Genomic DNA, 18,474 nt, shown 5'->3' with positions numbered 1-18,474 from the left:
TACTTTTTGCATCATCTATTCTGCGATGCAGCATGGCGGACCTTTCCGCCCGGACCCAAGGACCCACGAGGCATGTCAATGAAGCGTCCGCTTTCTCTTCGGCTTGCGCCCCCCGCGATGCGCGTACTGGCGCTCTCGTTGGCACTCGCTACCCTGCCGGCGATCGCGCGCGGCCCCGCGCCCGCATTGCGCGACGACCTGGTGGTGCCCCCCAGCGGCGTCATCGGGGTCGAGGACGCACAGCTTTCGGCCAGTTTCTGGGTCCAGCGCGCAGCGTCGCCCGATGAAGTGCTGCTCGACACCGCGGCGATCGCAGCCCGGAATGCGCTGCTGCTGAAGGCCGATGCCTCCATGCACGATCTCGACGCGTTGCCCGCGAGCCTCACGGGGACGCAGGTCCGCGGATGGATCGACAAACTGGCGTCGCCGCCGACCCGACCGCTTTGGGACGAACACGGCCAGCCGATCGCCAAGGCCACGCTGGACGCCATCGTCGCCAACCGGGCCGTGGGCGCCATTCCCGCGAACTCGCGCACGCGTTTTGGCCTTGCGGTGGAGCGCGCCGCGCTGCGCACCTTCCCGACCCGGCTGCGCCTATTCAATACGGCCGGTGACACCGACATCGACCGGTTCCAGGAAAGCGCGCTTTTCCCTGGTGATCCCGTCGCCATCGTGCACGAGAGCGCGGACCGCGAGTGGCTGTTCGTGGTCAGCCCGCGCTACGCCGCGTGGGTCGCCGCGCGCCATGTGGCCGAAGGCGGCCGCGACGAGGTGCTCGGCTACCAGGCGCGCGCGCCGTACCGCGTGATCACCGGCGCTAAGGTGCATACCGTGCATACCCGCGAGGAGCCGCGCGTGTCCGAATTGCAGCTGGACATGGCCACGCGCGTGCCGCTGGCCAGCGTGCCCCTGGACCAGTCGGTGAACGGCCAACACCCTTATGCCTCCTGGATCCTGCAGTTGCCGGTGCGCGACGCGGCGGGTCGCCTCGGCTTCTCGCCGGCGCTGCTGCAACGCAATGCCGACAGCGCGGCTGACTACCTGCCGCTCACCCGCGCGAACCTGCTGCAGCAGGCCTTCAAGTTCCTGGGCGAGCGCTACGGCTGGGGACATTCCTACAACGCGCGCGATTGCAGCGGCTTCGTCTCCGAGGTCTACCGCAGCATGGGCGTGCAGCTGCCCCGCAATACTTCCGCTCAAGCCGTCAGCCCCGTCTTCCCGCGGACGACGTTCCAGCCCGGAGATTCCCGCGAAAAGCGGCTGGATGCCATTCGCGCCCTCGATGTCGGCGACCTGATCTTCATCCCGGGGCACGTCATGATGTTCGCAGGCTGGGTGGACGGCGCGCCCTACGTGATTCACGACACCAACGGCGGCAGCTACCTGGGTGCCGACGGTGCGCTGCGCTCCATGCGCCTCAACGGCGTCTCATTGACCCCCATGTTGCCACTGCGGTTTGGCAAGGACCACGACTACGTCGACCGCATGACCGCCATCGTCCGAATCACCCGCGCGCAATGAAGATCACCGACATCCGCTTCGGAATGCTGCGCGTTCCACTCAAGACCCCGTTCAAGACCGCACTTCGCACCGTCGAGCAGGTCGAGGACATCGTGGTGATGGTGCATACCGACACCGGGCAGGTGGGGTATGGCAGCGCGCCGGCGACGGCGGTCATCACCGGCGACACGCACGGCTCGATCATGGCGGCAGTCAGCGGCTACATCGCGCCGCGCCTGGTAGGCCTGGACATTGCCAACCTCAACCACCTCACCCACCTGGTGCAGGGCGCGATCGAGCGCAACACCAGCGCCAAGGCCGCGGTGGAGATCGCCCTGTACGACCTGTGGGGCCAGCTGTATGGCGCGCCGGTGTACCAGCTGCTGGGCGGTGGCGACCCGGCCATCACCACCGACATCACCATCAGCGTCGATTACATCGACAAGATGGTGTCGGATGCCCTGGCCGCAGTGGATCGCGGCTTCGAGTCGTTGAAGATCAAGGTAGGCAAGGACATCGGCCTCGATATCGAGCGCACCAAGGCCATCCACGCGGCCGTCGAAGGCCGGGCCCTGCTGCGGCTGGATGCCAACCAGGGGTGGACCGCGAAGCAGGCCGTGTTTGCCCTGCACGCGCTGGAAGATGCGGGTGTGAAGCTGGATCTGGTAGAACAGCCCGTCAAGGCGCGCGACCTGGAAGGCATGCGCTATGTCACCGAGCGCGTGAACACGCCGGTCATGGCCGACGAGAGCGTGTTCGGCCCGCGCGAGGTCATCGAACTGATCCGCATGCGCGCCGCCGATATCGTCAACATCAAACTGATGAAGACGGGCGGTATCTCCAACGCCGTGCGGATCGCGGACATCTGCTCGCTGTACGGCATCGAGTGCATGATCGGGTGCATGCTGGAATCCAGCATTGGCGTGGCCGCTGCCGTGCACCTGGCGGTCGCGAAGTCCGACGTCATCACCCGGGTCGATCTCGACGGCCCCTCGCTGTGCCGCCATGACCCGGTGCTCAGCGGCGTGCGCTTCAACGATGCCGAAATCCGCGTGACGAATGCGCCGGGGTTGGGCATCCGCAGCATCGAAGGATTGACGCCCGCGCAGGACCTGGCCGCCTGACAGCACTCCGCCCGCGCATCAGTCCTCGTCGCGGTGGAGACCTTCGCTGGCCGCTGCGCGGCGGTTGGACAGACGGGCCGCCCAAGGCCGGGCATCGCCGTTGAACACGGTGACGTAACAGGCCATGGCCCAGGCCAAGGCCGCCGCCCATCCGGCCAGCACGTCGGATGGGTAATGCACCCCCAGGTACACGCGCGACAGTCCCACGCCCAATACGAACGCCGCGGACGCCAACAACACCGGCCAACGCCATCGCGTGTTCCACGCCAAAGCGACCAGCACGCAGGCCAGGGTCGCCGACCCCATGGCATGGGCACTGGGGAAGCTGTAGCTGGTTTCCGGCGCGACGGACTCCCACAGCGCAGGACGCGCACGCGCGAACCAGTGTTTGGCGCCGATGTTCAGCAGGGCCGAGCCGCCCAATGCGGTAACCGCGAATACCGCCTCGCGCACATGCCGCCGCAATGCCAGCACGGCAATCAGCACCAGATCGGCCGGCACCACGCCGTAACCATGGCCGACCCGCGAGAGCCACAGGAAGAATCGGTCCCAGCCCGCATCCGCACTCGCGCGTGCGAACAACAGCAACGGCTCGTCGAAGACGATGCGTTCGCGCTCGCGCACCTCCCCCGCCAGCTCGCCCAAGACCCAGAGCGGCGCGAGGATGCAGGCAAACAACAGCAGCAGTCGCCAGCCACGGCGACGCACCAGTTCTGCGACCCGCCGCGCCATCACGCGCATGGCGGCGGGGCTATCAGCCACCCTCGCCCGTGCCGTACCTGCGCTCGACATACCGGTCGATGATCGCCACGAACGCATCCGCGATGCCTTCGCCGCGCAGCGTCACGGTCTTCTCGCCATCCTCGAACACCGGCGCCGACGGAGCCTCGCCCGTGCCCGGCAGCGAAATGCCGATGTTGGCGTGGCGCGATTCGCCCGGCCCGTTGACCACGCAGCCCATCACGGCCAGCGTCAGGTTTTCCGCGCCCGGGTGGGTGATCTTCCATTCCGGCATCTTCGCGCGCACGTGCTCCTGCACCTTCTGCGCCAGTTCCTGGAAGAAGGTGCTCGTGGTGCGACCACACCCTGGGCATGCGGTGACCATCGGCGTGAACGCACGCAGCCCCATCGTCTGCAGCAGCTCCTGCGCAACGATGACCTCGTTGCTGCGCGCCTGGCCCGGTTCCGGGGTCAGAGAGATGCGGATGGTGTCGCCAATGCCCTCCTGCAGTAGCACGGCCAACGCCGCCGACGAGGCGACGATGCCCTTGCTCCCGATGCCGGCCTCGGTGAGCCCCAGGTGCAGCGCGTAGTCGCCACGGCGCGCCAACTCGCGGTACACGGCGATCAATTCCTGCACGCCCGACACCTTGGCGCTGAGCACGATACGGTCCGCCGGCAGGCCGATGTCCACCGCACGCGCCGCCGAATCCAGCGCGGAACGGATCAGCGCCTCGCGCAGCACTTCCGCGGCGTCGCGGGGCTGGGCCAACGTGTGGTTCTCGTCCATCAACTGCGCCGCCAGCGCCTGATCCAGCGAGCCCCAGTTGGCGCCGATGCGCACCGGCTTGTCGTGCTTGATCGCGAGCTCGATCAAGGTCGCGAACTGGCTGTCCTTCTTCTTGCCAAACCCCACGTTGCCGGGGTTGATGCGGTACTTGGCCAGCGCCTCGGCGCAGGCCGGTTCGGCCGTAAGCAGCTGGTGGCCGTTGTAGTGGAAGTCGCCAATGATCGGCACCGAGATGCCCATCATCGCCAGCTTGTCGACGATGCGCGGCACCGCGGCGGCGGCTTCGACCGTATTGACCGTGACCCGCACCAGTTCCGAGCCCGCGCGCCACAGTTCCGCCACCTGCTTGGTGGTGGAAGCGACATCGGCGGTGTCGGTGTTGGTCATCGACTGCACCACCACCGGCGACCCGCCGCCTACGTGCACGCCGCCGATCTGAACGGAGCGGGTCAGGCGGCGCGGCAGCGGACCAAAGGCGGGAGTGGCGCAGGGCTTGGGGGCATCGGCATTCATCCGTCCATTGTACCGCCGCGCCTGCCCCTCACCGTGCCCGCGCGCGCCCACCACCTACGCGCAACCCGCACGTGACCCCGCCCGCCTCCTGCGGTAGGGTGTGCTGCCGTCCGCCCGAAGCGCCGATGTCCCGCGACGACAGCCCCGATGTCCTGACCCCGAGCCAGCTCAACACGCTGGCGCGCGACCTGCTGGAAGGCGCCTTCCCGCTGGTCTGGGTGGAAGGCGAACTGGGCAACCTGTCGCGGCCCAGTTCCGGGCACCTGTATTTCACGCTGAAGGACGCCCGCGCACAGGTGCGCTGCGCGATGTTCCGGCCCAAGAGCAGCTGGCTCAAGTTCGTGCCGCGCGAAGGCCTGAAGGTGCTCGCCCGCGGCCGGCTCACGCTGTACGAAGCCCGCGGCGATTACCAGTTGGTCCTGGACCACATGGAGGAGGCCGGCGAAGGCGCACTGCGCCGCGCCTACGAGGAACTGCGCGCGCGCCTGCAAGCCGAAGGGCTGTTCGACGCGTCCCGCAAGCGCGCCCTGCCCGCCTATCCGCGACGTATCGGCGTGATCACCTCGCCTAGCGGCGCGGCCGTTCGCGACGTGCTGAGCGTGATCGGACGGCGCTTTCCCATGGCCGAAGTCGAGGTCCTGCCCGTACCGGTCCAGGGCGAAGCCGCGCCGCCGCAGATCCTGGCGATGCTGCAACGTGCGATTGCCTCGGAGCGCTACGACGTACTGCTGATGACCCGCGGCGGTGGTTCGCTGGAAGACCTGTGGGCATTCAACGATGAGCGCCTGACGCGCGCCGTCGCGGCCAGCCCGGTCCCGGTGGTGGCGGCGATCGGTCATGAGACCGACTTCAGTCTGGTGGAATTCGCGGCCGACCTGCGTGCGCCCACCCCGTCGGCCGCCGCCGAGCTGCTGGTGCCCGACCGGGAAGACTTGTCCCGCCGCGTGGCCGCGCTCCAGATGCGGCTGCAACGCCAGTCTCTGCAGCGCCTCCGGCAGGCGATGCAACGCGCGGACCGGGCCGCGTTGCGGCTCAATGCACAACGTCCCCAGGCGCGACTGGACGCGCTGCGACGCCGGCAACAGGACGCGCTGCGCCGGATGCTGCTGGCATGGCGCCAGCGCCTGGTGCGCGAACAGGCGCGGCTGCGGCATGCCGAAGTCGGGTTGCGCGCCTCGCATCCGCAACGCCGCATCCAGCGCCTGCGCGAGCGCCTGGCACGGCTGGCGCCCAGCCCCCATGCAACCCTCGCACGCCGACTGGCCAGCGAGTCCCTCCGCCTGCGCGGCCTTGCCCGCTCGCTGGAGGCCGTCAGCCCGTTGGCGACCGTGGCGCGCGGCTACGCCATCCTTCAGACGCCAGACCGGCGCGTCGTGCGCAGCGTGCTGGATGTGGCGCCCGGTGATCGGCTGGAAGCGACGTTGGCCGACGGCACGCTCAAGGTGCGGGTCGAAGGCCAGCACAACTGACACTTCGTGCAGGTGCGGGCCAAGCCCCGCCCAGCGCGTTCATCGCCCCCGGATACGGGCCGATGTACTACCCTCGGTGCAGGTCATCCGCGCATCCCGCCATGCTGAAGAAGCGCTATCCCTATTACCTCGCCAACCGGCCGGTGGAGGCCAACGCCGACCTGGACGTGCTGGACAAGTACAGCCGCAAGCGTGCCACCCGCGTGGCCCTCGCCGACGCCACGGCGGTGCGCAAGGCGATCGTGGCGGCGCACAAGGCGCGCGAGGCGATGGCCGCGTTCCCGCCCGATGCCCGTCGCGACGTGCTGGAGCATTGCGTGCGCCGCTTCACTGAGCGCGCCGAGGAACTCGCGCAGGCGCTATGCATCGAAGCCGGCAAGCCGATCAAGGACGCGCGCGGCGAAGTGACCCGGCTCATCGATACGTTCCGCATCGCCGCCGGCGAAGCCACGCGCATCGGCGGCGAAGTGCTGGAACTGCAACTCTCGGCGCGCACGCGGGGCTACCGCGGCATGACCCGTCGCGTGCCGGTGGGCGCGTGCAGCTTCATCACACCCTTCAACTTTCCGCTCAACCTGGTGGCGCACAAGGTGGCTCCGGCCATCGCGGCCGGTTGCCCGTTCGTGCTCAAGCCCTCGGACAAGACGCCGGTGGGCGCGCTGATCATCGGCGAGGTGCTGGCCGAGACCGACCTGCCCAAGGGCGCGTTCTCCATCCTGCCCTGTTCCAACGCGGATGCCAGCTTGCTGGTGGAGGACGAGCGCATCGCGCTGCTGAGCTTCACCGGTGGGCTGGTGGGCTGGGACCTCAAGGCCCGCGCGGGACGCAAGAAAGTCACGCTGGAACTGGGCGGAAACGCCGCATGCATCGTGGACGACGAGCCCGGCGCCAGCCTGGACCATATCGTGCAGCGACTGGTGTTCGGCGCCTATTACCAGAGCGGCCAGAGCTGCATCAGCGTGCAGCGCATCTACGTCCATGCCAGCCTCCACGAAAAGCTCCGCCGCAAGCTGAAGGCCGCCGTGGCCAAGTTGCCTATGGGCGATCCCCGCGATGAGCGCACCTTCATCGGCCCCATGATCGACGAGGCCGCCGCCAAGCGTGTCGAAGGCTGGATTGAGGAAGCGCGCAAGGGCGGCGCGAAGCTGCTGGCGGGCGGCAAGCGCAAGGGCAACCTGCTACCGGCCGCGCTGCTGGAACGCGTGCCCCGCGACTGCACCCTCTACCGCGAGGAAGCCTTCGGTCCGGTGGCCTTCCTCGAGCCGTTCGAACACTTCGATGATGCCATCGCCCGGGTCAACGACAGCCGCTTCGGCCTGCAGGCCGGCGTGTTCACCGGCCGCATCGCGCACGCCATGCAGGCTTGGGACCGGCTGGAGGTGGGCGGCGTGGTGGTGGGGGACGTGCCCAGCTTCCGCGTCGACAACATGCCCTATGGCGGCATCAAGGACTCCGGCGTGGGCCGCGAAGGCGTGCGGTGCGCCATCGAGGACATGACCGAGCCGCGGTTGCTGGTGATCCGGACGGGCTGATTCCGCGGGCGTGGGATGTCGCCCGCATACCCTTCAACCCCGTTTGGCGGGGTCGTGCGTTGGAAGGCATACCCAACCCGCACGGATGATGCCCATGCAACGCACCCTGATGTTCGCCCTGGTCACTGGCATGACCCTCGCCGGCTGCCATCGGACGGCCACCCGCCCTGCCGCCGTCGAGGCGGCCGCGGCAGCCGATGCCGCGGCCGTCATGACCGGCGCAAACCACGCCAGGATGGCCCAGGAGGCGATGTGGATGGCGCCGCCTCCCCCGCCGGCCCCGTCACTGAGCCACGCGATCACCAACACCGAGCAGTACCAGGCGCGCGAGGACAACCCCATCCATCGCGCCAGCGAACAACCCGTGTCGACGTTCTCGGTGGACGTGGACACCGGCAGCTACACCAATGTGCGCCGCATGCTCAACGCCGGCCTTCGCCCGCCGGCGGACGCGGTGCGCGCGGAGGAGTTCATCAACTACTTCCACTACGGCCACCCCGCCCCCACGCGGGCGGATACCCCCTTCCGCGTGACCACGGAACTCGCGCCCGCACCGTGGAATGCGAAGCGGCAGTTGCTGATAATCGGCATCAAGGGTTACGAGGTGCCAGCCGCCACCTTGCCGCCCGCCAACCTGGTGCTGCTGATCGACACCTCGGGCTCGATGGACGAACCCGACAAGCTGCCGCTGCTCAAGCGTTCCCTCGCCTTGCTGGTGCGACAGCTGCGCCCGCAGGACCGCGTGTCGATCGTGGTCTACGCCGGCTCCGCGGGCCTGGTGTTGCCGCCAACCCCGGGGGATCGCCAAGGCGAGATCCTTGCCGCACTGGAGCGGCTGGAGGCAGGCGGCAGCACCAACGGCGGCGAAGGCATCCAGCTGGCCTATGCGATGGCTCGACAGTCGTTCGTGAAGGGCGGCGTGAACCGCGTACTGCTGGCCACCGACGGTGACTTCAACGTGGGCGTGGTCGACCGTCGCGCGCTTGAAACGCTGGTGGCCGACCAGCGCCAGCACGGCATCGCGCTGTCCACCCTGGGCTTCGGGCAGGGCAACTACAACGACGAAATGGCCGAGCGCCTGGCGGACGTCGGCGATGGCAACCACGCCTACATCGACACCGCACTGGAAGCGCAACGCGTGCTGGTGCAGCAGATGGGCGGCACCCTGCACACGATCGCGCGCGACGTGAAGGTGCAGGTGGAGTTCAACCCCGCGTTCGTGGCCGAGTACCGCCTGATCGGCTACGAGAACCGCCTGCTGCGCCGGGAGGACTTCGCTAACGACAAAGTGGACGCCGGCGACATCGGCGCCGGCCACGAGGTGACCGCGCTGTACGAGATCACCCCGGTGGGCAGCGGCGCAGAGCGCATCCCCGCGCTTCGGTACGGTAACGGCACCACCCGCCCAACCTCCACTGGCGGCGAGCTCGCGCATCTGAAGCTGCGTTACAAGCGCCCCGGCGACAGCGAGAGCCGGCTGATCGAACAGCCCGTGTCCGCCCGCCCGCTGGCGCAGCGACCGAGCAATGCGCTCCGCCTCGCCGCCAGCGTCGCCGGCTTTGCCGATGCCCTGCGCGGTGGCACTCACCTGGAGCAATGGACCTGGCAGGACATCGAGGCCACCGCGCGCGACGCCCGTGGCAACGACCCCGATGGCCAGCGCGGCGAACTGCTGCGGCTGATCCAAGCGGCCCGCGGCGTGACCGGGGGCGCGCCTGCTGCCAGCGTCAGTGAATGAAGGCGCCCGGGCTGACCGGGAGCATCGCCTCGGCAGGGGCGCCAAACAGGAACCCCTGCCCCTGACTGCACCCGAGATCGCGCAGGAAGTCGCGCTGCGATCCCTGTTCAATGCCCTCGCCGATGGTATGGATGCCCAGCGTCCCGGCGAGGGCCTGGATGGCCCGGATCACGGCCTCGCTCTCAGGCCGTGACTGGCCTTCCAGGCCGGCGACGAAGCTCTGGTCGATCTTCAGGCACTCGATGGGAAACCGGTGCAGGTAGGACAACGATGAGTAACCCGTACCGAAGTCGTCCAGCTGCGCAATCACTCCGTGGCTACGCAGCATCCGCAACATCCGCAGTGCGCGCGGCACGTCATCCAGCAACGCCACTTCGGTGATCTCGATCCGCAGCTGCGCCGGGTCGGCATGGTGCGTCGCAAGCAATCGCAACAACCGGTCGGCAAACTCCGGGGAGCGGAAATGGCGCGGTGATACGTTCACCGACACGTACCCGCTGACCCCTTCGGCCATACGCGCGGCCACCTGTTCGTACATGACCCAATCGACCGCATCGATCAGGCCGTTGTCCTCGCCCAGCCCGATGAAGTCACCCGGCAACAGCAGTCCCCGACGCTGGTGCCGCCAGCGCAGCAGGGCCTCATGGCCGATGACCGTGCCCGTGTCGAGCTGCACGATGGGCTGGTAATACGCGACGAAGCCTTCGCCGTTGATCGCGCGCCGCAGGTCGACCTCCAGGTCGAGGATCTTCACCGCCTCCTCGCGCATGTCCTCGTCGAACACCGCAAACTGATCGCGTCCGGCCGCCTTGGCGCGGTACATCGCAGCATCCGCGTCGCGCAACAACTCCGCGCCCATACGATAGCGCGGGTGCCACAACGCGATACCCAAGCTGGCCGAAGGAAACACCTCACGCCCCGCAATCCAGCACGGCTGGCACAGGGCCCCGAGGATCCGCCGCGCAAGGTCTTCGGCGGCATACTGCCCCTCGATGCCCTCGACGAGGATCGCGAATTCGTCGCCGCCCAGCCGCGCGACCGTGTCGCCCGTCCGCACCATCGAAACGATGCGGCGGCCGGCCTCGACCAGCAACTCATCGCCGGCCGAATGGCCCACGCTGTCGTTGACCAGCTTGAACCTGTCCAGGTCGAGGAACAGCACGGCAAACAGCCGCGACGGATCCTGGTGGCCGGATGCGATCGCCGCGGCGAGACGGTCCAGAAGCTGGTTGCGATTGGGCAGCCCCGTCAGCGAGTCGTGGCGGGCCTGGTGGGTCAGTTGCTGCTCGGCGCGCAGGCGCTCGCCAATCTGTTGCAGCAACTCGGCGTTGGTCGCCGCCAACTCGTGGGTCCGAAGCTCGACCCGCCGCTCCAGTTCGGCATGCGCGGCCATCAGGCGACTCTGCGCCTGCTTGCGCGCCAGTGCGATGCCGATGTGGTGGGCCACAAACGTCAACAATTCCTGGTCGCGCTGGGTGAAGGCAATGGCCGGCGAATAACTCTGCACGGCAATCACGCCCACCACCGTGTCGTCGCGGTAGAGCGGCACCCCCAGCCAGCAATGCGCCAACGCACCCAGGCTGCGCGCCAAGCCTTGCGTCTCCAGGGCCTCGATCCGCGCCCGGTCCGCCAGCAGCGGCCGTCCCTGCGCCAGCACGAACTCGGTCAGGCCGTGCGAAAGCCTGCGCGTGGCGCGCGCCGCATCGCGCTCGTCGATGGAATACGGGAACTCCAACCGCTCGCCATCCTCGGACAGCAACGCGATATAGAAGTTGCGCGCGTAAAGCAGCTCGGCCACCACGTCGTGCAGGTGGGCGTAGAACCGCTCGAGGCTCTCGGCCGTGATGGACAGCTCCGCGATACGGAACAGCGCACGCTGCAGCCGTTCCGCACGCTGGCGCTCCACGATTTCCGCCTGCAGGTCGCGGTTGCTCAACTGGAGTTCGTGCGTGCGTTCCAGGACCCGGCGCTCCAGCTCCTCGCGGGCCTGATGGCGATCCAGCGCCGTCAGGATGTGCTGGGCCACGAAGGCCAGCAGCGCACGGTCTTCCTCGCCGAAACAATTGGGCTGGTCGTAACTCTGCACGACCACCGCGCCGCACACGCGGTCATCGCGACGCATCGGCACGCCCAGCCAATCCTCGCACTCGGGACCAGCGCTTTCCGGATCCGGCTCCTTCGCACCCAGGTCGCCATCAACCCCCAACTGCACACGAATCTCCCCCGGCGTGCCCTGCAGCGGCTCGCCGTGGCGCAGCAGCGCCAGCGTCAGACTGTCAGGCATGTCCGCAGGGCCGAACTCCAGGCTGGGATCGGCGACAAACGGATCACGCTCGTCCGCGAAATACAGAAAGCGCATCCGGTCGCGGACATCGTCGTAGAGCACGATGTAGAAATTCCTCGCCACCATCAGCCCGCCGACGATCGCGTGGATGCGACGCAGCATGTCGGCCATTTCGAGGTCCGCACCGGCCAGGTCGCCAATTCCATACAGCGCCTGCTGCAGCTGCTCGGACTTGCTCAGGGCCACCATCCGCGCTTCGGCCTGCCGCAATTCCATCCACGCACTGGCCAGGTTCTGCGTGATGCGCACCCACCCGTCCACGCCCAGGTCCAAGGCTTTGGGGGCCGGCTCCACGACAAGCGCCAAGCGCGTGCCGTCGGACAGGGACCACGCCGACGTGAGGATCCCCGGATCCTCCATGGGCGTACCGTCTTCTTCCAGCAACCGTCGCGCCAACGCAATCGCCGCCGGGGACGCATCGACCACCGACAGCCCACTCCCTCCGCCGCCCGGGGCCCGCCAAGCGACGGCCAAGCCGCACGCCAGCTGCAAGGCCTGCTGCAGGTACGCAGCCAGCGACAGCGCCTCCGCGCGCGCCACGGGCAGTTGGGTCGTGGTGATGTTCATCGTTGCTGACAACGCAATCCCCCCCCAGACGACACCTCTGCCGACTCGGTTCCGTTCAGGAACTGGCAACCCCATCCCGCCCGCCCATCCGTTGGATGGAACGATGGTCGACGTCGCCACCCTGCCCCTGCTGCAATCCACACCATGCCGCAACGGCTTCCCGGCGGCAACGGTTGCCCGTACCCTGCAGGCCATGAACTCCGGAGCGTCCCCTGGCGATGACGTGCTGATGCTCGCCTGGCTCGCAGGGGACGCCACCGCGTTCGAGCAGCTCTACGCACGCCATCGGTGGTCCCTGTTTGGCTTCCTGCTGCGGCAGACCCGCGACCAGGCGCTGGCGGAAGAATTCTTCCAGGACGTGTGGCAACGGGTCATTGCCGCACGGGCCGGCTGGAAGCCCGAGGCGGCGTTCACCACGTGGCTGTTCCGGATTGCCCACAATCGGCTCAACGACCACTGGCGCGGACTCAAGCACCGGCCGGTGGCCCCGGACGATGGCGATGAACGCGCCGAGCGGGTGCCGGACCCCACCACGCCGGAACATCACCTGTCCGAGTTCGAACAGCGCCGCCGCCTGCAATTGGCCATCGAAGGTCTCCCAGAGGAGCAACGCGAAGTGGTGCTGCTGCGGCTGGAGCAGGAATTGAGCCTGGAGGAAATCGCCGCGATCACCGGTAGCGGCCGTGAAACCGTCAAATCGAGGCTGCGTTATGCGATGGACAAGCTGCGCGCAGGACTGATGCCATGACCCATCCTTCCCACGACCCGCTGACGCCGCAAGAGCGCGAGCTGGCCGCCCGCCTCGCGCGCCTTGGCCCGCACGGCGAACCGCCGGCCGCCCTCGACGCCCGGATCCTCGCGGCCGCGCATGCCGCGGTGGCGACGTCGCCGCACGCCCACCGGCGCTGGCCCGCACTGCTGGCCGTGGCGGCAACCCTCGCGCTTGCCATCGGCCTTACATGGCAGTTGCGCCCGCATGACGATGCGGCTCCGGTGCTGCACGAAGGCCCGGCGGCGAGCGCAGAAATGGAAGCGGCGCCCGCGGCTTCCGCTGATGCCGTGCCTGCGGAAGCAGCTACCGCGGCTGCCGTGCCTGCGGACGCGGCGGCCGCGTCTGCCACCGATTCCGCCCGCTCCGCGCCCCCGGCTTCCGCCCCGGGTTCTGCTCCACTCCCCACGCCGCCATCCGCCCCAACGGCCCAGGCGCAGTCCCAGTCGAGACCGTCCACCCGCGCGTCACGCACGTCCGCCCCCGTAACCGGCACTGCCGCTTTACGCGCCGCGCCGCCACCCGAAGGCCAGGCCACCCAGGAGGAACCGCTTGCAATGCAGCCGTCCGAAGAGGCCGCTGCGCCGGCGCGAGTGATGGCGTCACCCCCGCCACCACCGCCTGCCCCCGTGGCTGCGCCGGCCGCAGTGGCGACTCCGCAAGCCGCAACGGCCGCCCCGATGATGCGCAAGGCCATGCCCCAGCCAGTGGCCGCCGACAGCGCCGCGGAGGCCGCTCTGCCCCGCATCAACGGCCGTGCGGTGAGTGACGTGCCGATCGAGGACGATGCCCGGCTGGACGCGACCGACTGGCTCGACCGCATCCGCCTGCGACAACTCGCCGATGACACCTCCGGTGCCCGCGCCAGCCTTGCCCTGTTCCGGCGCTACTACCCCGATCGCGCCATCCCCGAGGACCTGGCCCCCCTCGCCCACTGACGCGCGGGGTAAAATGCGCGGCATGGGTCCCGAGGCATGAGCATCGACACACTGGCCACGCGGGCCACGCACCTGCTTGAGGTGAAGCACAGCCGCTTCCTCGCACAGGCCGCTCCGGTGACCACGCCCGAACAGGCCCTGGCCTTCTTCGCCGAAGTGGGCGACCCCACCGCCACGCACAACTGCTGGGCTTACCGCATCGGCGGACTCTACCGCTTCAACGACGACGGCGAGCCTGGGGGCACCGCCGGCCGCCCCATCCTCTCGGCCATCGACGGCCAGGGGTATGACCAGGTGGCCGTGGTCGTGACGCGCTGGTACGGCGGCATCAAGCTGGGCGCCGGCGGCCTGGTGCGCGCCTACGGCGGCGCCGCCGCGGAATGCCTGCGCACCGCCCCCCGCCAACCGTTGATCGTGCTGGCAGAGGCCGACCTGACCTACGGCTTCGAAGACACGGGCGCGGTGCATGCCGCCGTGGCCCAATTCGGCGCAGAAAAACTGGACGAAACGTTCGACAGCCACGGCGCGCGCCTGCGACTGCGACTGCCGGCCGAACGCCTCGCCCCCTTGAAAGTACAGCTACGCGACGCAACCCGTGACCGGGTGCGCTTGATGGACCAGGACAGCGAATGAACTCACCAGCCGATGCGGCATCCCCTGCCACCAAGGCGAAGGCGCCGATCGGCAGCCTGCGCACGTTGTGGCCCTTCGTCAGCCGGCACCGCGCCCTGTTCGTGGCTTGGCTGGTCGCCCTGGGCTGCTCGTCCGCGGCCACGCTGACCCTGCCCAAGGCCTTTGGCACGATGATCGACCAGGGGTTCGCCCAAGGCGGAGGCGCGGCCATCGATCGCGCCTTCCTGCTGCTGTTCATCGTGGCCGTGGCCTTGGCGCTGGCCACTGCGGCGCGCTTCTTCTTCGTGTCGCTGCTGGGCGAAAAAGTCGTCGCGGACCTGCGCGAACGGCTGTATGCCCACCTGGTGGGGCTGGACCTGGGCTTCCACGACCGCAACCGCAGCGGCGAACTGGTCTCGCGCCTCACCGCCGACGCGGAACTGCTGCGCAGCGTGATCGGCTCGACGATGTCGGTTGCACTGCGCAGCGTGGTCACCTTCCTCGGCAGCTTGACCATGCTGTTCGTCACCAGCCCGCGCCTGGCTGCGTTCGCACTGCTGGGCATCCCGCTGGCCGTGTTGCCCATCGTGCTGGGCGCGCGCCGCCTGCAGAAGATCTCGCGCGCCAGCCAGGACCGCCTGGCCGATGCCAATGCACTGGCGGCTGAAACCCTCGGCGCCGTCCCCACCGTGCAGGCCCACGCACGCGAACCGTACGAACGCGGCCGTTTCGCCAGCGCCCTGCAGACCGCGGTGAAGACCGCCCGCCGACGCATCCAGGCGCAGGCCTGGGTCACCGCCATCGCCATCGTGCTGGTGTTTGGCGCCATCACCCTGGTGCTGTGGTCCGGCGCGCACGACGTGGCCTCGGGCCGCATGACCGCCGGCACATTGGGCCAGTTTGTGCTGTACGCACTGATTGGCGGTGGCTCGGTCGGCGCCCTGGCCGAAGTGTGGAACGAACTGCAGCGTGCGGCCGGCGGCATGGGCCGCATCAGCGAACTGCTGGAAGAGACCCCCGCCATCCGCGCGCCGGCCACACCGCAGGCCCTGCCCGCGCCGGTGCGTGGCGACATCGTGCTCGACCGCGTGACGTTCCATTACCCGCAGCGACCGGACGCCCCCGCGCTGGAGGACTTCAGCCTGCACGTGCGCCCGGGCGAGACCGTGGCCCTGGTGGGGCCCTCCGGCGCCGGCAAGAGCACCGTGTTTTCGATGCTGCTCCGCTTCCATGACCCGCAGGCCGGTCAAGTGCAGGTGGAGGGCATCGACCTGCGCGCCCTGGACCCCGCGGCGCTGCGCGAATCCATTGCCTTGGTGCCGCAGCACCCCACCATCTTCGCCACCACCGCGCGCGACAACATCCGCTACGGCCGTCTCGACGCCACCGATGCCGAGGTGGACGCCGCCGTGAAGGCCGCGCACGCCACCGACTTCGTCGCCGCCCTGCCCGAAGGCCTGGACAGCCAGTTGGGCGAGCGCGGCGCACGCCTGTCCGGCGGCCAGCAACAGCGCATCGCCATTGCCCGCGCCCTGCTCAAGAACGCCCCCATCCTGCTGCTGGACGAAGCCACCAGCGCACTGGACGCCCAGAGCGAACGCGCCGTGCAGCAGGCACTGGAAACGCTGATGGAAGGCCGCACCACGCTGGTCATTGCCCACCGCCTCGCCACCGTGCTCAAGGCCGACCGCATCGTGGTCATGGACCACGGCCGCATCGTCGCCGAAGGCAGCCACGAAGCCCTGCTGGCCCAGGGCGGACTGTATGCCGAACTGGCGCGCCTGCAGTTCATCGACTGAGCCTTACCCCAGGCCATCCAAGGGGCTGACGACCCCGCACGCACCGCGGTTGAGCACGTGGGTGTAGACCTGCGTGGTGGCCACGTCTTTGTGGCCCAGCAACTCCTGCACCGTGCGGATGTCGTAGCCGCGCTCCAACAGGTGCGTGGCGAAGGAATGGCGGAAGGTGTGCGCGGTGACCGGCTTGGCCAGCCCCGAGCGCATGCGCGCCCGACGCAGCACCCGCGCCAGCGACTCCGGATCCACGTGGTGCCGCCGTTCCTGGCCGGACTGCGGATCCATCGACCGCCGCGCGGACGGAAACAGGTACTGCCAGCCGAAGTCGCGTGCCGCACGCGGGTATTTGCGCGCAAGTGCAGCGGGCAGGTACACCTCGCCAAACCCCTGTCGAAGATCCTCGTCGTGCAGCGCCCGCGCCCGCACCACCTCACGCTCCAGGGCGGGTGCGAGCGACTGCGGTAATACCGTGCGCCGGTCCTTCGCGCCCTTGCCCTCGCGCACCGTGATCTCGTTGCGCGCAAAGTCCACATCCTTCACCCGCAGGCGCATGCATTCCAGCACCCGCATCCCGGTGCCGTAGAGCAGGCTGGCCACCAGCCACATCCGCCCCTCGAGATGCGCCAGCACCGCCGCCACCTCTTGCTGGGACAGCACCGTTGGCACCCGCTGCGGCCGCTTGGCCCGCACGATGCCGTCGAGCCATGGCAGCTCCATCGCCAATACCTCGCGATACAGGAACAGCAGCGCCGCCAATGCCTGGTTCTGCGTGCTGGCGGACACCTGCCCTTCTACCGCCAGATGTGACAGGAAGGCCTCGATCTCCGGTTGGCCCAGATCACGCGGGTGACGCTTGCCATTGGCCAATATGAAGCGCCGAATCCAGGCGATATACACCCGCTCCGTACGCAAACTGTAGTGTTTGACGCGGATACGGCGCCGAACCTCGTCCAACAATCGGGGACGCGAAGAGGGTTGCGCATCCGTGCTTATCACTGATCTTTGCGGCTGATAATCCATATCGCCTCACATTTGCCTGATAACACGGCAACGCTAGGGCGTCAGGAGTGGGCGCGCAGTCGGGCAAGCGTTTGATCTACTGTAGGATTTTTCTGATTGACAGCCCTAGGCACCGTTCTGACCATACGGTGCTATCGTCCCGGAACGGGATCTAATTAGTGTTAGGCCTATAGGAGAGTTCTAATGCGACTTCTAGTTCTGGCAGCATTCTTACTCTTGCCTTTTGCCACGTCTGCGGCCCCTGACTACAAGTATTGCGAGATTACGGGGCTTGCACTTGGGGCTGACAAGGAGTTTGTTGGTTCAGTTGCCTCGCGCATCGTGGACAAGCAAGGACTCACCGGAGATTCTGGCTGCCAAGCCGTCTGGGCAGACGCATATCAAAAGGGCAAACGTCTCTCTGCTGGCGGCCAATGGTCAAAGCTCGATTTTGTCACTTGGCAAAAGCTGCAAGACTTTGAGGCCAAGGTTCTCGATAGCGTCATCAAGAACCTACAGCTCGACTTCTAGGCCTAACAAATCATTCAAGTCGAAGCTGCTTCGCAGCTCGACTTAATTCCGGTGTTAGGCCAATGAGCATGGATTACCTCACGCCTGCAGAGCTGAGCATTAGCGACCCGCTCTCTGACGTCACTCGCAAAGAGCGCAGGATGCTGCTTGGCTTGGACGTTCTAGCTATCTTCGTGAGCACGACCGGCTTAGTGCCAACGAAGATCAGCGCTCTCGGCGTCGAGTTCGGGGCAGCGGACCAGCGCGCGTTCCTTTACGTGTTCGCCGCCGTGTTGGCTTACTTCGTCGCAGCCTTCCTCGTGTATGGAGTGTCGGACTATCTTGGCTGGCGCATCCGGCATTCCAGGGCTTGGAACACGCACGTGGATAAGGCAGCGTCGTACATCTACCAAGAGCCATTGCACGGCCCGCGTCCGCTCGCGCACCATATCCCCCTTGACCTGCCCCCGCTGTTAGGGCCACGAGCTACTTCGTAGAGTCCAAGGTTGCGAGCTTATCGCTCGATGGGTGGGTTGCAAGGGTGCCGCTCTCT

General features: G+C 67.9%; 15 protein-coding genes. 11 read left to right on the top strand and 4 right to left on the bottom strand.

Annotated elements, in window-relative coordinates:
* The first annotated feature begins 72 nt into the window (after nucleotides 1-72).
* Together ACYVBS_RS12825 and ACYVBS_RS12820 are read left to right on the top strand one after the other, a co-directional pair.
* On the top strand, nucleotides 73-1,521 hold the full coding sequence (locus ACYVBS_RS12825) for a C40 family peptidase (protein ID WP_460824082.1): 1,449 nt from the start codon (nucleotides 73-75) through the stop codon (nucleotides 1,519-1,521).
* On the top strand, nucleotides 1,518-2,624 hold the full coding sequence (locus ACYVBS_RS12820) for a dipeptide epimerase (protein ID WP_460824081.1): 1,107 nt from the start codon (nucleotides 1,518-1,520) through the stop codon (nucleotides 2,622-2,624). The genes ACYVBS_RS12825 and ACYVBS_RS12820 overlap by 4 nt, the downstream gene beginning before the upstream one ends.
* 18 nt (nucleotides 2,625-2,642) lie before the next feature.
* On the opposite strand, the gene ACYVBS_RS12815 is transcribed toward ACYVBS_RS12820, so the two are convergent.
* Both ACYVBS_RS12815 and ispG read right to left on the bottom strand, forming a co-directional pair.
* Nucleotides 2,643-3,386, bottom strand: a complete 744-nt coding sequence (locus ACYVBS_RS12815) for a phosphatase PAP2 family protein (RefSeq protein ID WP_460824080.1) — start codon at nucleotides 3,384-3,386, stop codon at nucleotides 2,643-2,645.
* Entirely contained in the window at nucleotides 3,379-4,647 is a 1,269-nt protein-coding gene (gene ispG, locus ACYVBS_RS12810; RefSeq protein ID WP_460824079.1) for a flavodoxin-dependent (E)-4-hydroxy-3-methylbut-2-enyl-diphosphate synthase, read from the bottom strand. The genes ACYVBS_RS12815 and ispG overlap by 8 nt, the downstream gene beginning before the upstream one ends.
* A 125-nt stretch (nucleotides 4,648-4,772) precedes the next feature.
* Between ispG and xseA the strand changes: the two genes are divergently transcribed.
* The 3 genes from xseA (at nucleotide 4,773) to ACYVBS_RS12795 (ending at nucleotide 9,386) form a co-directional block, all read left to right on the top strand.
* On the top strand, nucleotides 4,773-6,116 hold the full coding sequence (gene xseA / locus ACYVBS_RS12805; RefSeq protein WP_460824077.1) for an exodeoxyribonuclease VII large subunit: 1,344 nt from the start codon (nucleotides 4,773-4,775) through the stop codon (nucleotides 6,114-6,116).
* Between the two features lie 101 nt (nucleotides 6,117-6,217).
* Complete coding sequence (locus ACYVBS_RS12800; protein WP_460824076.1) at nucleotides 6,218-7,648, top strand: aldehyde dehydrogenase family protein; 1,431 nt, start codon at nucleotides 6,218-6,220, stop codon at nucleotides 7,646-7,648.
* Between the two features lie 211 nt (nucleotides 7,649-7,859).
* Nucleotides 7,860-9,386 carry a vWA domain-containing protein gene (locus ACYVBS_RS12795; RefSeq protein WP_460824196.1) on the top strand — a complete coding sequence of 509 codons (1,527 nt, stop codon included), beginning with the start codon at nucleotides 7,860-7,862 and terminating at the stop codon, nucleotides 9,384-9,386.
* On the opposite strand, the gene ACYVBS_RS12790 is transcribed toward ACYVBS_RS12795, so the two are convergent.
* Nucleotides 9,376-12,297: a bifunctional diguanylate cyclase/phosphodiesterase gene (locus tag ACYVBS_RS12790; RefSeq protein ID WP_460824075.1), complete on the bottom strand. Its 2,922-nt coding sequence runs from the start codon at nucleotides 12,295-12,297 to the stop codon at nucleotides 9,376-9,378. The two genes, ACYVBS_RS12795 and ACYVBS_RS12790, sit on opposite strands and share 11 nt — an antisense overlap.
* Nucleotides 12,298-12,490: 193 nt before the next feature.
* Between ACYVBS_RS12790 and ACYVBS_RS12785 the strand changes: the two genes are divergently transcribed.
* Genes ACYVBS_RS12785 through ACYVBS_RS12770 form a run of 4 tightly spaced genes read left to right on the top strand, consistent with a single transcriptional unit; the run spans nucleotide 12,491 to nucleotide 16,415 of the window.
* Nucleotides 12,491-13,045 (top strand): RNA polymerase sigma factor, encoded by a 555-nt coding sequence (locus tag ACYVBS_RS12785; RefSeq protein WP_460824195.1) that lies wholly within the window; start codon nucleotides 12,491-12,493, stop codon nucleotides 13,043-13,045.
* A complete protein-coding gene (locus ACYVBS_RS12780; RefSeq protein ID WP_460824074.1) occupies nucleotides 13,042-14,004 on the top strand; it encodes a hypothetical protein in 963 nt (320 codons plus the stop codon). The genes ACYVBS_RS12785 and ACYVBS_RS12780 overlap by 4 nt, the downstream gene beginning before the upstream one ends.
* 36 nt (nucleotides 14,005-14,040) lie before the next feature.
* Nucleotides 14,041-14,637 carry an IMPACT family protein gene (locus ACYVBS_RS12775; RefSeq protein ID WP_460824073.1) on the top strand — a complete coding sequence of 199 codons (597 nt, stop codon included), beginning with the start codon at nucleotides 14,041-14,043 and terminating at the stop codon, nucleotides 14,635-14,637.
* A complete protein-coding gene (locus ACYVBS_RS12770) occupies nucleotides 14,634-16,415 on the top strand; it encodes an ABC transporter transmembrane domain-containing protein (protein WP_460824071.1) in 1,782 nt (593 codons plus the stop codon). Before ACYVBS_RS12775 ends, ACYVBS_RS12770 begins: the two co-directional genes overlap by 4 nt.
* A gap of 3 nt (nucleotides 16,416-16,418) precedes the next feature.
* Here the strand turns inward: ACYVBS_RS12770 and ACYVBS_RS12765 are convergent, their stop codons facing one another.
* Entirely contained in the window at nucleotides 16,419-17,432 is a 1,014-nt protein-coding gene (locus ACYVBS_RS12765; protein ID WP_460824070.1) for an integron integrase, read from the bottom strand.
* A 183-nt stretch (nucleotides 17,433-17,615) separates the two neighbouring features.
* On the opposite strand from ACYVBS_RS12765, the gene ACYVBS_RS12760 reads away from it, so the two are divergent.
* Nucleotides 17,616-17,942, top strand: coding sequence for a hypothetical protein (locus ACYVBS_RS12760; RefSeq protein WP_460824068.1), 327 nt, complete (start codon nucleotides 17,616-17,618; stop codon nucleotides 17,940-17,942).
* Nucleotides 17,943-18,004: 62 nt separating this feature from the next.
* Entirely contained in the window at nucleotides 18,005-18,418 is a 414-nt protein-coding gene (locus ACYVBS_RS12755) for a hypothetical protein (protein ID WP_460824066.1), read from the top strand.
* Nucleotides 18,419-18,474 lie beyond the last annotated feature (56 nt).

The organism is Lysobacter olei (genome assembly GCF_054777355.1).
Note: the sequence above shows the minus strand (reverse complement) of the source record. Positions and strands in the feature narration are given on the sequence as shown.

Coding starts and splice junctions, on each gene's coding strand:
- ACYVBS_RS12775 (WP_460824073.1), top strand. CDS start 14,041: ATGAGCATCGACACACTGGCCACGCGGGCCACGCACCTGCTTGAGGTG.
- ACYVBS_RS12755 (WP_460824066.1), top strand. CDS start 18,005: ATGAGCATGGATTACCTCACGCCTGCAGAGCTGAGCATTAGCGACCCG.
- xseA (WP_460824077.1), top strand. CDS start 4,773: ATGTCCCGCGACGACAGCCCCGATGTCCTGACCCCGAGCCAGCTCAAC.
- ACYVBS_RS12765 (WP_460824070.1), bottom strand. CDS start 17,432: ATGGATTATCAGCCGCAAAGATCAGTGATAAGCACGGATGCGCAACCC.
- ACYVBS_RS12795 (WP_460824196.1), top strand. CDS start 7,860: ATGACCGGCGCAAACCACGCCAGGATGGCCCAGGAGGCGATGTGGATG.
- ACYVBS_RS12820 (WP_460824081.1), top strand. CDS start 1,518: ATGAAGATCACCGACATCCGCTTCGGAATGCTGCGCGTTCCACTCAAG.
- ACYVBS_RS12785 (WP_460824195.1), top strand. CDS start 12,491: ATGAACTCCGGAGCGTCCCCTGGCGATGACGTGCTGATGCTCGCCTGG.
- ACYVBS_RS12780 (WP_460824074.1), top strand. CDS start 13,042: ATGACCCATCCTTCCCACGACCCGCTGACGCCGCAAGAGCGCGAGCTG.
- ACYVBS_RS12760 (WP_460824068.1), top strand. CDS start 17,616: ATGCGACTTCTAGTTCTGGCAGCATTCTTACTCTTGCCTTTTGCCACG.
- ACYVBS_RS12790 (WP_460824075.1), bottom strand. CDS start 12,297: ATGAACATCACCACGACCCAACTGCCCGTGGCGCGCGCGGAGGCGCTG.
- ACYVBS_RS12825 (WP_460824082.1), top strand. CDS start 73: ATGTCAATGAAGCGTCCGCTTTCTCTTCGGCTTGCGCCCCCCGCGATG.
- ACYVBS_RS12770 (WP_460824071.1), top strand. CDS start 14,634: ATGAACTCACCAGCCGATGCGGCATCCCCTGCCACCAAGGCGAAGGCG.
- ispG (WP_460824079.1), bottom strand. CDS start 4,647: ATGAATGCCGATGCCCCCAAGCCCTGCGCCACTCCCGCCTTTGGTCCG.
- ACYVBS_RS12800 (WP_460824076.1), top strand. CDS start 6,218: ATGCTGAAGAAGCGCTATCCCTATTACCTCGCCAACCGGCCGGTGGAG.